The 16,056-nt window shown below is 34.0% G+C and carries 10 protein-coding genes and 1 other RNA gene; 3 read left to right on the forward strand and 8 right to left on the reverse strand.

Annotated elements, in window-relative coordinates; genetic code table 11:
* Positions 1-102: 102 nt before the first annotated feature.
* Positions 103-2,121: a transporter substrate-binding domain-containing protein gene (locus AAC601_RS11065; protein WP_340153297.1), complete on the forward strand. Its 2,019-nt coding sequence runs from the start codon at positions 103-105 to the stop codon at positions 2,119-2,121.
* Positions 2,122-2,130: 9 nt separating this feature from the next.
* Here AAC601_RS11065 and AAC601_RS11070 read toward each other — a convergent pair whose 3' ends face one another.
* From AAC601_RS11070 to AAC601_RS11105, 8 genes are all read right to left on the reverse strand, one after another.
* On the reverse strand, positions 2,131-4,125 hold the full coding sequence (locus AAC601_RS11070) for a tetratricopeptide repeat-containing sensor histidine kinase (RefSeq protein WP_340153298.1): 1,995 nt from the start codon (positions 4,123-4,125) through the stop codon (positions 2,131-2,133).
* Positions 4,126-4,551: 426 nt separating this feature from the next.
* Positions 4,552-5,706: a sigma-54 dependent transcriptional regulator gene (locus AAC601_RS11075; RefSeq protein ID WP_340153299.1), complete on the reverse strand. Its 1,155-nt coding sequence runs from the start codon at positions 5,704-5,706 to the stop codon at positions 4,552-4,554.
* Positions 5,707-5,740: 34 nt separating this feature from the next.
* Positions 5,741-6,149, reverse strand: an RNA gene (gene rnpB / locus AAC601_RS11080) — RNase P RNA component class A.
* A gap of 96 nt (positions 6,150-6,245) precedes the next feature.
* Positions 6,246-6,644: a hypothetical protein gene (locus AAC601_RS11085; protein ID WP_303269914.1), complete on the reverse strand. Its 399-nt coding sequence runs from the start codon at positions 6,642-6,644 to the stop codon at positions 6,246-6,248.
* Between the two features lie 108 nt (positions 6,645-6,752).
* The gene (locus AAC601_RS11090) at positions 6,753-7,742 is read right to left on the reverse strand and encodes a Smr/MutS family protein (protein WP_340153300.1); all 990 of its coding nucleotides are present in this window, start codon (positions 7,740-7,742) and stop codon (positions 6,753-6,755) included.
* Between the two features lie 11 nt (positions 7,743-7,753).
* On the reverse strand, positions 7,754-8,635 hold the full coding sequence (locus AAC601_RS11095; RefSeq protein ID WP_340153301.1) for a DUF2279 domain-containing protein: 882 nt from the start codon (positions 8,633-8,635) through the stop codon (positions 7,754-7,756).
* A 23-nt stretch (positions 8,636-8,658) separates the two neighbouring features.
* Positions 8,659-9,960, reverse strand: a complete 1,302-nt coding sequence (locus AAC601_RS11100) for a deoxyribodipyrimidine photo-lyase (RefSeq protein WP_340153302.1) — start codon at positions 9,958-9,960, stop codon at positions 8,659-8,661.
* 49 nt (positions 9,961-10,009) lie between these two features.
* Positions 10,010-14,626 carry a translocation/assembly module TamB domain-containing protein gene (locus tag AAC601_RS11105; RefSeq protein ID WP_340153303.1) on the reverse strand — a complete coding sequence of 1,539 codons (4,617 nt, stop codon included), beginning with the start codon at positions 14,624-14,626 and terminating at the stop codon, positions 10,010-10,012.
* 5 nt (positions 14,627-14,631) lie between these two features.
* Between AAC601_RS11105 and tsaD the strand changes: the two genes are divergently transcribed.
* Positions 14,632-15,654 carry a tRNA (adenosine(37)-N6)-threonylcarbamoyltransferase complex transferase subunit TsaD gene (gene tsaD, locus AAC601_RS11110; protein WP_340153304.1) on the forward strand — a complete coding sequence of 341 codons (1,023 nt, stop codon included), beginning with the start codon at positions 14,632-14,634 and terminating at the stop codon, positions 15,652-15,654.
* Positions 15,651-16,046 (forward strand): hypothetical protein, encoded by a 396-nt coding sequence (locus AAC601_RS11115; protein WP_303269908.1) that lies wholly within the window; start codon positions 15,651-15,653, stop codon positions 16,044-16,046. The genes tsaD and AAC601_RS11115 overlap by 4 nt, the downstream gene beginning before the upstream one ends.
* The last annotated feature ends 10 nt before the right edge of the window (positions 16,047-16,056 follow it).

Consider the following 16,056-nt stretch of genomic DNA (forward strand, 5'->3'; position numbering starts at 1 on the left):
ATATTTATATTCTATAATCAAGTGAATGGTTTTTGTATTTTAACGCTATTTTGTATAAATTATACTAACATTAACTAAGTATTAAATTTAATTTTAAATTCAGTGAAGCTTTCCAGAACCTTACTTTTATCAATATTTATCCCCCTTGGTCTGTTTGGGCAGTCTAAAAGTAATAATACTTTCCCTGAAAAATCAATTAATTATGGAATAGATAAAACCTATGAGCCTTACGAGTTTGTAAATAAAGATGGTGAAGCTGAAGGTTTTAATGTTGACATAGTCCAAGCAATTGCAAAAGAGTTGAATTGGGAAATATCGATTTACCCTTATGACTGGAGAATAGTAAGGTATAAGTTAGAAGTGACTAACGAACTTGATGCTTCGGCCTATTTCAAAACTGCGGCTCGCGAAGATAGTATTTTATTTTCGCGTCCTATAAGCTTGGTTTACTATTCCATTTTCACTCGTTCGGACAAAAATCCTGTTGAAGATTTATTTAGTCTCTCTGGGAAAAAAGTGGCAATACAGGAAGTTACTATCGTGGAAGAGTACTTTAATCAATTAGGTTTTTTGGACTTAGAACAGCTGCAAACCTATACCTCTGAATCTGCTGCTATCGATGCAGTGGTCCGAGGGGAAGCAGATTGTGCCATTACTTCATTTATGACCACTAATTATAAAATGGAAGCTGAGAATATTAGTAATATCCAGTCTTCTAGTGATCCAGTATTTATTGCGGAGTATTGCTTTGTGGTGAATAAAAAAGAGTCTGCTTTACTTGATTCCTTGAATTGGGGACTAAGATTAGTGAAAGCTTCAGGAGAATATGACGCCTTGTACCAAAAATGGTTGACACCCAAAAAAGGATGGTGGGAAGAAAATAAAGAGATTGTTATTATAATAGTAGCTGTTTTTTTTCTGCTGGCTGTCATGACGTTAGTCTATATTTATTCTTTACAGAAATCAGTTAGAAAGAAGTCACAGTTGATTAAAAGGGAAATTCAAAATAGGACTGAAGCGGAATGGGAGCTCAGGGAGAGTGAGAACTTGAGAAGTAAAATGGAGGCTTTTACTTCGGTCATGCTAGTGGAAATAAATTTGGAGCAGAGCATTATTCAGGCTCCTAAATTGTTTTACTCTATTTTGGGCTTTGATGAGAATGAGTTAAATGGTGTAAATATCCATCAGCTACTATCTGCTAATTCAGTAGTAAAAGATAAAGAGATAAAAAGCATTTTATTAAATAATGAATTTTCGTTTTTAGATGCTGAATATGAATTTAAGACAAGTTCAAACGTCCCTGTCTGGATGGATAGTAGCACTTCTTTGCTCTACGATATTAATAACAAAATAGTCGGGTTCAAACAGTTTTTGAGAGACATAACTCCTTTGAAGGAAGCAAATCTTAATTTGAAAGATCTAAATGCCGAATTAGCTAATTTCATGTACAAAACCTCTCATGATGTGCGAGGCCCCATTGCAAATGTCCTAGGATTAGTGAATTTAGGTAACTTAACAACAAATGATAAAGAGATTCTAAGTTATTTTAGCATGATTGAAAAGAGCGTGCACAAGTTGGAACATATTTTCAATGATTTTAGGGAAGTCAGTTTTATACTGCATGGTGATTTGAATATTACCACTTTTGATGTTAAGGAATTGGTTGAAGAAGTATCGATAGCAATTTTTTTAAAGAGAAATAAAGATATTAAGAGGGCGAAAATTGATTTTGAATTATTGAGTGAGTCTAAATTCATCACTTCGGATCGAGCACTCTTGAAGCGGTTGTTTTATCAACTAATGGAGAACGTATTTGAACACAACAGTTACTACGATACTCAATTAAAAATAACGTATGAGAAGTATAATTCCACGCACTATAAAATTTATTTTGAAGATGACGGAATCGGTATCCCGGAAGAATTACATAAAAAAGTGTTTGAGGTGTTTTTTAAAGGAAAGAGAAGTGATATTAATGTAGGGATGGGTTTGTACATGGCAAAGAAGGTAATTACTCGATTGAATGGTGAGCTAAATCTGAAAAGTGAGAGTGGCGGTGGAACCACCATAGAAATACTTTTTCCAGTCAGGCAAATGACTGAGAATATAACTTACAATTGAATTAATTGCTTATTTAGGAATTGAAAAGGAGAAAATAGTGCCTTTTCCTTCTTCACTTTTTACCCAAATCTTGCCGCCATTTTTTTCTACGAATTCTTTACATAAAATGAGTCCAAGTCCAGTGCCTTTTTCTTTAGCAGTTCCTTGTGTAGAATGTTTGGTGTCTATTCTAAATATCTTATTAGCAACATCTTTTGGCATACCAACACCATTATCTGCAATTTTTACCACATATTCATGTTTTTCATTAACTACACCCATTTTAATTTGTCCACCTTCATCTGTAAATTTAATGGCATTGGAAAGTAAATTTCGTATAACGGTGGTTATAGAATTGGGGTGTGCTTGAACGGTAATCGACTTAGTGTTTTTCACTTCTATTTGAATATTTTTATTTTCAGCTTGCTTATCTAGAAGTCTTTTATTCTCATTTAACATTTCAGTTAAATCAAATTCTTCAGCTGTAAACTCTATATTGCCTGTCTGAGATCTAGACCACTGCAAAAGATTTTCCAGTAAAGCAAAAAGGTTTTTCAGCGATTTATCCAAGTCCTTTGCTAGCATTTGAATTTCTTCTGTGCTCAAGCTGCTAGTGTGATTCATTAACAGTCCAGAGAAGGAGGTTAGAGAATTTAAAGGCCCTTTCAAATCATGACTGATAATAGAAAAGAATTTATCTTTAGTCGCATTTAGATCCTCCAATTCATCATTTTGCGCATTTACTCGCAAATTAGCTACTTTTAATTTTTTATTATTCTTTTTCTGCAGGATGAAAAGAGTAAAGATCAAAATCAAAATAATAGCAATTAATGTAACCATTATGATTAGGAAGTCTTTAAATCTTTTTTCCTTTTCCAGTTCAAAGTCTTTCTGAATCCTATTTAATTCTAGCTGGTCAATTAAGCTTTGTTTTTGATTGATCGTATGTCTGCTTTGCATTTTTAGAATACTTCTATCAACCTTTTCTTTTTGAAGAAAGTCTTCTAAAGCTTTAAAAAGCTCGCTATACTCCAATGCTTTTTGATAATCTCCCAGCTCTTTATAAGCTTTGCTTAATAGTCCATAGGTATCTTGAATAAGCTCCTGATTTTGTGACTTTTGAGCTAATGGATTAGCCAGCCTTAAATTAGCCAAAGCCCTTTCGGCATTACCCTCCTTAAAATAGTACTGGGCAACTGAATTATACAATGTAGCCAATTGAGCTTCTGCTCCATTTAGTTGTCTTAAAACTTCAAGAGCAGCCAAGTAATTCTCATAGGCCCTCTCTGAATTGCTTCGTATCAAATAGATATTACCGATGGCATTTAAACATTCGGCTGTTAATAGTGGTGATTCTATTCTTCTGAATATTTTCAGTGCATTTTCATAGTGATTCAATGCCCTTTCCAATTCGTTCTCATTTTTATAGATTTCTGCCAAATCTGTATGAGTTTCAGCTTCTAGTTTTGGAATTCTCTCAGCAGTAGCGTATGTCAAAATATTTTGATATTTTTCAATTGATTTACCTAATTCGCCAGTCAGCCAGTAAGTTTGGCCCAATTCCTTATTGAGATATACCCTAATAGGAGGGAGGTCATAATTTCTCAAAATGGTAGAAGCTTTTTCTAAAAACTCTTTTCCGTAGTAATAGTCCTCAATTTTTTCAAAAAGTTGGTAGAACCCAATATATGTGAAGATTAGTCCTGCTTCGTTTCCTGACTTCTCATCAATTTCTAAGGACCTTATGAGATATGACATTGCCTTTTCCAAGTCATTAGTTTTGCTAATGTGAATGAAGGCCAATTCTTTTGAAATCTTACTTTCCACATCAGGCCTTTCAATATCAATTGCTGCTTGCAATGCCTCTTGTTTATTTTCAAGTAGCTCCTCTGCATTTCTTGAAGATAAAGAGTCTTCAAAAGTATTAAACCATTCCCATTCAGAAGACAATGTAGGGGGTTGCGCCTGAAGGATTAGGGTTGAAAATTGTAGATATAAAAGAAGGTGTATTGCTTTCTTAAGCATATTTCGAGTTACATTAAGCGTCAAATTAAGCAAAATTATACAGATTGAAGTTAATGCTATATGTGTTTTTTTAGTCTGAGTTAAATAATTTTTACTATCAGACAATTTATCTAAATACCCCTTTTAAGCGGTTCTGGCAGGTTCTTTATAGTTGTATTTATGATTTATTTTAGAAGAAATAGTTTAAATTTTATCTAATAATGTAATTAATTTAATAATAGATTTTAAATTTTAGATTAATGCAGTTATATTTGAATGTAAGATATTTAAACGCTTTCGACATGAAAAGATTTTTATTGGTTATTATTTCTGCATTATTTATTGGAGCGTGTGCCCAAAAAACTTGTCCAACATATTCATTTAATGATTTGAATACAGACCAAGAAACCGTCCTGGAAGAACAGACTGTTTGATTTTAAAAAAGCATTAATCAATATATTTCTTCACATCTTGAGCACTTATTTTCTCAGCTCCCAAGATTATCAATCTTTCTACTACATTTCTTAACTCACGAATATTTCCACTCCAATTGTACTCTTCTAGTTGATTTAAGGCATCTTTATCAATAGACTTCTTCTTTGCGCCTTGCTCTTCAGCAATATCACCCAAAAACTTCTCTACTAATTCCGGAATATCGTCCTTTCTATCCTTTAATGGTGGAACATTTATTCTTATTACACTAAGCCTGTGAAATAAATCTTCCCGGAAGTCATTGTTTTCAATTGCTTCCTTTAAATTTTTATTAGTTGCAGCAATGATCCTCACATCAACTTTGATGTCCTTATCACCACCTACTCTGTTAATTCTGTTTTCTTGTAAAGCACGTAATACTTTTGCCTGAGCGGCTAAAGGCATATCACCAATTTCATCTAGAAATAAAGTACCCCCGTTAGCTTGCTCAAATTTTCCTATTCGTTGCTTAATGGCAGAGGTAAATGCTCCTTTTTCGTGACCGAATAGTTCGCTTTCAATCAGTTCGGAAGGAATAGCTGCGCAATTGACTTCTATCATTGGTGCTTTAGCTCTTTCACTCTGCTCATGAATTTGACGAGCTACTAACTCTTTTCCCGTTCCGTTTTCTCCAATGATCAGTACTCGTGCATCGGTTTGTGCAACTTTAGAAATCGTATCTTTAACCTCTTCCAACTGTTTTGATGAGCCAATCATCTCATACTTTTTGGATACCTTTTTTCTAAGTGTCTTCGTCTCGGCCATTAAACTGGATTTGTCCAAGGCATTTCTTACTGAAACCAATAAGCGGTTCAAATCTGGTGGCTTGGAGATAAAGTCAAAAGCACCTTTTTTGGTGGCTTCCACTGCGTTGTCGATGGTTCCATGGGCTGAAATCATAATAAACGGAATCTCAATTCCTTTATCAAATACGGCATTAAGCAGTTCCATGCCATCCATTTTGGGCATTTTGATATCACAAAGTACAAGATCGAAATGTTCGCTTTCAATTTTTTTTAAACCATCGGCACCATTACCAACTTCCTCTACTTGATATTTTTCATATTCCAGTATCTCTTTTAAAGTTTGTCTTATACTGGCTTCATCATCAATCAATAATATTTTTGACATATTTATTTTTTTTGAAAATCATCAATCTAAAATAAAAAATTGCAAGCCTATAAGCCGGGTTCTGTTCCTGTCCTAGGACAAGTTCCTATCATTTATCTAACGCAGTCTACCCCTTTTCGCCATCCTTGATAGGATTTTCGGACGAGCAGCCCTTATCCCGAAGTTCGAAAACTTCGGGAGCAAAAATGTATGTGACCTTACAACCCGAAAGGTTTACCGTGCAATCGAGCATTACTGTTCGATACGGTGGGCTCTTACCCCACCTTTTCACTATGACCCTGAAGAACTTGACAAGCAAATTCATCAAGGCTACCTATTTTCTGTGGCACTATCTGTTCTTAACTTTTACATTAAGCCCCTTGGTTTCTCAAGGTTCGGTGCTCTTTGTTGCCCGGACTTTCCTCCCCCTGTCAAAAACAGGAAGCGATAGGACAGCTTGCAATCTTTTATAAATTTCTTAAAACAAAAATAAGACCAAAATATGGATTTAGGAGGGTACGAAGGCTTTAAGTTGAAATAAATAAGTTGAGAGCTTAGATTTAATGTACGTCCTGACCTGTTAATTTATGCTCCCATGCATCAGCAACCGTTGCTACTTCTTCAATAATATCTTTTAAAACTGCTTCTGTTGCACTTTCTTCCAGTATAGCAGCTTCAACTCTTATGTAATCATCAACCAATACAAATCTAGCTGAACAAAAAGTTGCATTAGCTCGAATAAGGTTTTCTAAGTTAATGGAGGTACTAAATTCACAAACTTTAGACGTGAATTCAATACTTGGTTTGTTCGTAATGTCGCTCTTTTTTAACGTACCTAAAACAGCTTGATATCTATTTCCACCCAATGGATAAATGACTACAGATTTATTTGTGTCATACTCTTGAAATTGCCCGCCTATTTCATTGGCGTATGATTCCATAAATTCATTAAAATTCATAAGACAATCATTATAAAGTTTTCTTAGTTATATTTTATGATTCCTTAATGAAGGAAATGCATATAATAACAAATTTAGTAAATTATTGCATAAAATTTAGATAAAATTTTATTTAATCTTTACCAATGTTGCTCCATATCCAAATTTTTCTTTATGAGTATCTTTGAAAAACTGTACGTTTTCATGTTGCGATAATTGCTTATGAATATGATTTCTCAAAACTCCATTACCAACTCCATGAATAAAAATCAACTCATCAAGGCCTGCTACTAAAGCCTCATTTAGTTTCTTTTCAAACATGGCCAATTGAATTCGTAGAATATCTTCTTTCGGTAATTTTTCATAGTTGGAATCTATGCTTTCTATATGTAAATCAATTTCGGGGATCTGAGAATTGTTCCTAATAGTATTCTTAATCGCTGTCCCTTCTTCTTCCCCTTTAAAAAAACTATTTCTTAACTTTTCGGGATCAATTTTTTCCGGTTCTATAGTTTCTTTGGAAGATTGATTCAATGGGATTAGATAACCTTTTTTCTGCAGTAGAGGAATCTCAGTTTTATCCTTTTGAAAATGTTTTGATTTAATTTTTACTGTGATTTTCTCTGGTCGAATTGGAATTGACCATTTAGTATTTTCAATTAAAATTGTAAATGATAGTGAAGGCCAGGTGTTGAGATGATCCATGTTTCGTTCAGTTATTTTGCTGAACTTTTCTGCAAATATTTTCTCAGATAGTATGGTTTTTTCTTCGCTTTTTCCATTTAATTCATTTGCCATTAAAAGGATATCTTCACTGGACGGGTTTAAGAAATAAATGCTAAGAAGTTGGTCATTTAATGGAATAATGGCCAAATGGAAGCCTTTTAGCTTGTTTGGTTGTTCATGTATAGTCTTTTGTTTTGAAGGCTTTTGGCTTTCGTATTTTGGTGTGTCAAATGCTGTGCTTTCATCAGAAGATACTACTACCAATTCAGATTGTAAAACAGGGATAGCGAAACCATCTTCTATTTCGACTTCTACTAAAGATTTATCCAGCATCCTGACCACAATGCCTTCTTCAGTGCCTTTCATTAATCTTACTCTGTCGCCAATTTTCATTTTATACTATTTTAAAAATATAATGGATGCAAAACTACATTTTTTCCTTGCCATTCTATCGTTGGGAACGGAATTTTAACCTTATTGATTATTCTGAGCATTATTTCTAACCATCTTTGCTCCACCTCAATTTTGCTGGTATTTATATCTAAACTTAGAAGCCATTGTCTATTTGCTTCAAAGCCATTTTTTGAATTGTCTATAGGACTGCCATAAACCATCTCATTTCCGCTGTAACCTATTGAGAACTGTAACCAAGCGGGGAATTTATTTTTTTTACTTAAAATATTGAAATCAGTGCTCAACCAATAAGTTTGCCCATTGTAATCTTTTATAACTTGTTCTATAAAGTTACTTCCTAGTGTATTAGGCCTCAAGTGAGCGTAAGGGCTTGCTGAAAATGAGAATTTAGGATAAATATATGTTTGATCAAACAGAAATTGCTGATAGGGAAGAAATGCTCCAATTGTATTGCTTAGGGCATCTCCCCAAGATGCCCCATAAGCTGCAGAGAAACCATCAAATATTTCGATGGGAAGCATCATGGCTGTAGAACTTAAACTACTGTAAAGCATAGCTTTTTGAGGTGTCATTCCTGATGCTTTAAATAACTGATAATTGATATTAGTGAGATGAAAAGCGGTATAAGCATGCCCAATTTTATCCATTTGAAGCCATTGCTTATTGTCATTGAAAAATTGAAACGATTGCGCTTCCGTATCCTTATACCAAAGCAAACCTAAGCCTGTCATCCCTGCAGTGTAAACTGCGCTTTCAGTTAAAATTATCTTTCGTATTTTATTTGTGTTAATGCTATCTTCTTGATTTTGAGCTTGACCGTGCGTTTGAAAACTACATTGAATTAAAAAGACAAATAGAAATATCCTCATCATTCAAAATTAAAGATATTTAGCTGTTAAACATTGTCTAAAGCAGATTTATAAGTGTCCAAAGCTCTTTGCCGTGCCTTTTTATGATCTACAATAGGTTCTGGGTACTTGGCCGTGTTGTATTCTGGTACCCATTTTTTAATATAGCTTTTATTATTATCGAATTTATCGGTTTGGCTGTAAGGATTAAAAATTCGGAAATAGGGTTGAGCATCAGTTCCAGTTCCAGCAGCCCACTGCCACCCTCCATTGTTAGAGGCTAGTTCGTAATCGAGTAGCTTTTCGGCAAAATAGGCTTCTCCCCATCGCCAATCAATCAGCAAATGTTTTGTCAAAAAACTGGCAGTAATCATTCTAACCCGGTTGTGCATATATCCAGTTTTGTTGAGTTCCCTCATTCCAGCATCTACAATTGGGTAGCCTGTTTTGCCTTCACACCATTTTTGAAAATCCTCTTTGCTGTTTCTCCAAGGGATGGCTTCATATTTTGGTTTGAATGCGTTATTAACAACATGCGGATAATTAGCTAAGATCATGCTATAGAAATCCCTCCAGATCAATTCGTTGAGCCAGGTATCATTAAGTTTTTGCGCATGGCTTACGGCTTCTCTAATGCTGACAGTCCCAAATCTCAAATGAATTCCTAATCTGCTTGTTCCATTCTTGGCAGGGAAATCACGATCTTGATCATAGTTCTCAATTTTATCTTCATTATAGTTTTTTTCAGGAATAGGAACATCTGATTTCTTAAAACCGATTTCGTTAAGACTAGGTATTTCTGGTTTAAATTGGTAAAAGCTCTCTTTTTCTAAACTTATTTTGAAAGGATAAGTATGTCCCGTTTCCAGTTTTTCGAGCCATTTATTTTTGAACGGAGTGAAGACCTTATATGGTTGATTATCCCCCGTCAGAATTTCATCTTTTTCGAAGATCACATGGTCTTTGAAATCATAAAATCCAATACCTTGATTTCTTAATATGTTGTCAATTTTCTGGTCTCTCGCTAGAGCGTACGGTTCATAATCTCGGTTGGTAAACACAGCGTCAATATCATATTGATCAATTAATGATTTAAAGACTTCTTCAGGCGTACCGTGCTTTATTAAAACACCAGAACCAATCTTTTCGAGTTGTTGATTGATTTTCGTTAGTTCGTCATGAATAAAACTTACCCTTGCATCTGACTTATCCTTTAAGTCATCTAGTATTTCAGAATCGAATATAAATATGGGTAGTACAGGATACTCTTCTTGAAGTGAGTAATACAATGCGGTATTATCATATAACCTTAAATCTCTCCGGAACCAAAAAATTGAAATTTTATCCACAGCAATATTGTTTTGGAAAGTTAACCAATCAAATAATGATTAGTTTTGTTTACTTTGAATTTTCATCCTCTTCTCTTCTCACCGCGTCAGAATTGATTTCTTCGGGGGCGGTATTTTTTTCTTTTTCATCTTCCTTATTCTGTTTCTTCTTTCTTTGAAAAATTTCTTTTAATTGGTCAAAACTGGTGACATGCACTAGGCTGACACCAGTACTTGTAGAGGCTGTATTATTTATTCTGTCGAATGTATTGAAGTTAGTCCTATTATATATTTTGGCTCTCAATTTTCCATCTGGTGTCAATAGATATTCTACTGACCAGTCTCCAAGTATCCCGAGAATTTCTTGGTTTACATCATCTGTTTCACCTTGAGTAAAACCACCGTCACGAGTTACTCTAAGTCTTCCACCTAAAAAGCTGTAAGATAATCTTAATTGAAAGGTATTGAATTGGTCTTCATCAAATGAACCTAAATCAACATCGATTTCAAGGTTTTCGTCAATCTGTGTGACCCAATAGCTTAATTGATTAGATAGAAATTCGCTTACGGAATTGCCAACGGAACCACTTACAGCAAATGAGGCACGTGGAGATAGTCTCCGTAAGATAATCAAGCTAAATACCTGACGTTTTAATTCTTGTTCATCTGCATCCAATTCTGCTTCAAACGCAGTAACACTTGTTCTTAATGGGAAACTTACTCTTGATTCAGTGTAGATCTGATCAGGATAATTAATAAAAGTAATATCAAAGTCAACCTCCGGTTGCATCAAATCTCCCTTTAAGTCCAATAAGACTTTTGCAGGATATCTTCTTTTTAGCTCAGGTGCATTAGCAAGTGTTGAATCTTGCCCAATATCTACGATAGGCAATAATGAAACATTTTGTTCATAAACTGCCTGAATGTCAAGATTTGCTCCGTATGGATCTCCGTCCCATGTAATTTGACTTCCAGCCTGGATGCTAAATTCTTTATTGATGATATTATAAAGAGTGAAATTGTATCCACCTTCTGTGAGTGTATAATCTCCAATCATAGAGAAAGCTCCATTAGTATCAATGTTCATGCTAAGCTTTCCATTTCCCCTTCCTCTAATTATATCTCCTGATTTAATATCAAATATTATTTCAGCATAAGCATCAGGAGTTAGTTCTAAGTCAAAATTCATTGTTACTCCTTTAATATCAACTCCCTTCACTTTACCAACATTAATGGTCTTATTATTCGCAGTGTCTTTGATATTTATAAAGTGGATATATTCTTCCTGCTGTACAGAAGAAGTGCTTTCCACTGGTATGAAAATCCTAGTGCCTTTTTCCGATTTTGCCTGAGCATCTATAGTTAAGTTTCCTACACTACCTGTGAATGCTACGGTTCCGCTGACAAATGCTGTTCCATAATACAATTCATTGTCTTTTGCGGAAGTATTGAGTACTTTAAATTCATTCATTCTGCCATACAAATCTAATCTAAGATCGGTAAAGCCGTCATGTAATAGGTCACCGTTGAGGTATCCGTTATTGCCTTGATCATCAATTAATTGGATGTTATTAAAAGTAACTTTATCTTGATCAAATTTTATGTTTCCGGTATAATCGTAATAGGTGTTTAAGTAATTGACCTTAATGCCACCATTAGAAATTGTACCAGTTCCGTTTACCACAGGCCTGTTTAAATTTCCAGTAATTTGAAATACTCCGTCTACCTCACCTTTCATTTCTGAGAATATGTCGTTAATAAAAGGCTCTACAATCACTAAATTGGTTTTACTTAGACTAGCACTAAGATCTAATGAATTCTCTTCGCTTGCTGGTGTATAGCTACCATCTAATTCTATGATGTCTTGGTTTTTTCTAGTAACGATGTAATCCATCATCAACTTTCTATCATTAGGTTGCCAATTAGAATAACCATTGATGTTTCCAATTAGGAATTCATCAAGATAAAACTGATAAATACTGAGTTCTGTATTCAAGATAAATTCATTATCGAAATTTTGAATTTCAACAAAGCCATTGGCCGCTCCTTTAAAATCATGTTCTTCTACTAATTCATTGATGTTTTCAATATTGAAACTATCGATTTCAATCAGTAAGGATTTGGTAGAATCCTGAGATATTTCTCCATTGGCTGTGATGCGTTCATCGTCAGCGAAAATCCCGAAATTTTTAAATTCATAGGTTTGATTGCTGATTCTTAAATTATTATTGTCAACGAAGTTCCAGTTTTTTGATAAAAATTTGATATCCGATCTTTCAATATTAAGACTGAGACTATCTTCTAAAAACTTTAAATTCCCGCTGATATTAACATGATTTTCACTTTCAACTTGGTCAATTTCGGTACTAAAGTTTACTTCTCTACCAGTCCAATACAGCTCTAGCCTCAGATTCTCACTTTGAATATTGTTATCAAGTTTTTGATTTTCGGAATTGATAAAGCCAATGCCCAAAACATCTTGACTTAGATGATATTTACTGAAATTAAAATCTATTTTATTTTTTGAAAACGCATGATTGTCATAGTTGACTGAGTCAAAAATAGATTCAATATATATATTACTATTTTTACCATTTTGATACTGACCCTTGATGATAGCACCTTTTTTTACATAGAGTTTAGGTATGAATAAACTTATCAGTGGGTTAATCTCCTTTATGCGAAAGTTGAAATCTACTAAATAGTTATCCAAATTGGCTGTTGAATCAATATTGCTGTAATAATCTTCTATTTTACTCTTATCATTTTCAATATTAAGCTGATACTCTTTAGCAGTTCTAAATAAGTCTTTTTGCAGTTGAGAGAAAACGTAATCTCCATCAATTGAAGCTCTAAATAAATCAGAGTTGATGCTTAATTTTCTAAAATTATTATTCTTTGAAGTGTTAATTACCAATGAATCTAATTGTAGAGAGTTTCCATGGTAAGCAGCATAAATTTTTTGCAATGAAGTACTGCCCTCAATACTATCTAGCACAATACCTTTTCCATTCAATTTACCTTTTGCTGTTAAAATAAAATCTTCCTTGGTAATATTTAAGTCTTTAAAATTGATTGTATCTAAATCTGCCTCAATATTTATTAAGTTTTTATTATTTCGTAGGTCAATTGAACCATCCATTTGAAATTTTAATAATGGGTCGTTTATTTTGAGTTTACCGTTAAAAAACTCTGATGCCAATTCCGCATTAGTTGTAATGTTTTGATATTCATATCCATTTAAACCGAGAAAGCTAATATTGGCATTCAAATTAAGTTTTGCGTTTTGAAGTGTAAAGCCGCTGCCTTGAATATTTCCCGTCATTTGAACCTTTTGAAAAATAGAATCTGCATCCAAGAATTTACCTAAATCAAAATTATAAGTTGAAAGACTGCCTTTATAGGTCGATAATCTTGAATTCTTTGCAATTTTTAGATTTAAGTCAGATTCAACTCTTCCAAGCGGGGAAGTAAATACTCCATCTGCAACAAAGTCAGTGGGGAAACCTATGAAACTGCCTGTAAAAGTAGTGACACCAAAATTTTGAATTCTTTCAAAAGCAATGCTGTCATTTATGTATTGCTTTAAATCAGAGGGCAATAAGGAAGAATTAGTTAAGTCGAGATTTATAAATGATTCTTGGAAATAAGGAAGCCCATCAATTTTTATGTCCCCATTAATGAAACTAGAAGCGCCAAATTTTAAGTTTAAATTATTGGCTTTAAAGCGCTTTATTTTTCCGTTAAAGTTGCCGGATACATTTATTTTGTCTTCATAATTACCGACATAGGGCGCAAATAACGCTAGATCTTCGGTAAAAATGATGGAGTTTTTAAAGTTCGCATTGATGTTTACTGAATCGATGATGTAAGACAGGTCGCTAATGCTATTATAATTAAAGACAATTGAATCTGCGATTGTGCTTTTATTCACTTCCAAATTGAGGTCAGTTAAAGAAAGCCTTGTTTGAGAGATTTCAAATAATGATTTCAATTTATGTATTTTCATACCAGTAACTGAATCAACAGCAGATAGCTGTTGAACCTGCATTTGAATGGTGTCTGCACGACTCCTGAAATTCTCTAGGTCTGCATTCAAATCATGTAAGACAAACTGATTGTAATTAAATCCTTCTTTAATACTGTCTGTATCCAAATTTGCAACACCCAAAATAATATTTGAAAGGGAGGCTTTTCTAATTAGTAAATTTTTGGCAGTTCTAACGGAAGTGTCAGTGCTTGGAGAAGATAAATTCCGTATAGCTTCAACCAAATAATCAATGTTGAAATAGTTATCACCTTTATCTCGGATCAGCATCACTCTTCCGTCTTCCAATTTGAGGTTATCGAAAAGGACACTTTCATCATTGATGAGCTGTTTTATATCATAATTGACCAGCAGAGATTTAATATCGATAAAGGTGCTACTATCTTTATTTTGAACATACAGTCCGGATAACATTATTTGATCAAACCATTCAATATTGATTTTCTCGATGGTGATATGGAATCCTAATTTTTTGCTGAAATATTCACTGCCATATTGTGCTACTTTAGTTTGGATGGAAGAAGATTGCATTGCTAAAACAATAACACTTAGTGAAAAAAATAGGATAAGGAAAAGCCATAAAATTGCTTTTGCAATACCTTTTTTAATACCTTGCGTTATATTTTGCTCTTCTTTCAAATTTTATGGATATCAATATTTTAGCCATCGAGTCTTCTTGTGATGAAACATCAGCAGCAGTAGTTCAAAACGGGAAAGTACTTAATAATATTATTGCTACTCAATCTGTTCACGAGAAATATGGAGGCGTAGTTCCCGAATTGGCTTCCCGTGCACATCAACAGCATATAGTACCAGTAGTAGAACAAGCACTTTCCGATGCAAATATAAGCAAGAAGGATTTAAAAGCAGTAGCTTTTACTCAAGGACCCGGACTTTTGGGAGCATTATTAGTGGGTAGCAGTTTTGCGAAGTCTTTATCTTCTGCTTTGAAAATACCATTAATTGGTGTCAATCACATGCAAGCTCATATTTTAGCACACTTTATTGAAGAACCAAAGCCCAAATTTCCGTTTTTGTGTTTGACGGTAAGTGGCGGTCATACCCAAATCGTGAAAGTAAATGACTATTTGGATATGGAGATTTTAGGTGAAACTAAAGATGATGCGGTAGGAGAGGCATTTGATAAAATTGCTAAAATAATCGGATTGCCTTATCCAGGTGGGCCAATGATCGACAAGCATGCTAAAAATGGTAATCAGGATGCATATCAATTTCCTGAAACTGAAATGCCAGGCTTTAATTATTCTTTTAGCGGAATTAAAACAGCGGTATTGTATTTTTTGCAAAACAATAGTCAAAAAGATGCTAATTTCGTTGCGGATAATCTGGATGATATTTGTGCTAGTGTTCAGCATCGATTGATTATGACTTTGTTGCAGAAATTAAAAAAAGCTTCAAATCATACTGGAATAAAAGAAATAGCGATTGCGGGAGGGGTTTCTGCAAATTCCTATTTAAGAAAAATGTTAGCCGAAACAGGAGAAGAGTTCATGTGGAATACCTATATTCCTAAGTTTGAATATTGTACAGATAACGCAGGCATGATTGCGATGACAGCACATTTTAAATATCAGAATCAAGAGTTTTTAGGTATGGATGCAGCGCCAATACCACGAATGAAATTTTCAGCTGATAAAAATAAATGAGGGAGTTTTTCAAAATAGGAGATAAAAAGGAACATCCTTTCCAAGTTAAAGTTCAAGATGTGGCACATTTTGAACAACAAGCCGTACACGATGTATGCGCTACCTTTACTTTAGCTAGAGAAATTGAATGGGCTTCTCGTTTATTTGTTTTGGATATGTTAGAAGAAGGAGAGGAGGGAATCGGAACACATTTAACAATTGAACATTTGTCTCCTGCTTTACTAGGAGATGAGGTTATTATTGTAGCGGAATATGCCGGTATAGAAGAAAGGGAAATAATTTGTGAGTTTGAGGTTAAAGTAGGAGATAGAATAGTTGCGAAAGGCACAACGGGTCAAAAAATCCTCCAAAAGGAAAAATTAGCCAAGATTTTCGATCAACTTTCAAAATAAAGTATTAATT

The organism is uncultured Marivirga sp. (assembly GCF_963974845.1).
Lineage (GTDB): Bacteria > Bacteroidota > Bacteroidia > Cytophagales > Cyclobacteriaceae > Marivirga > Marivirga harenae.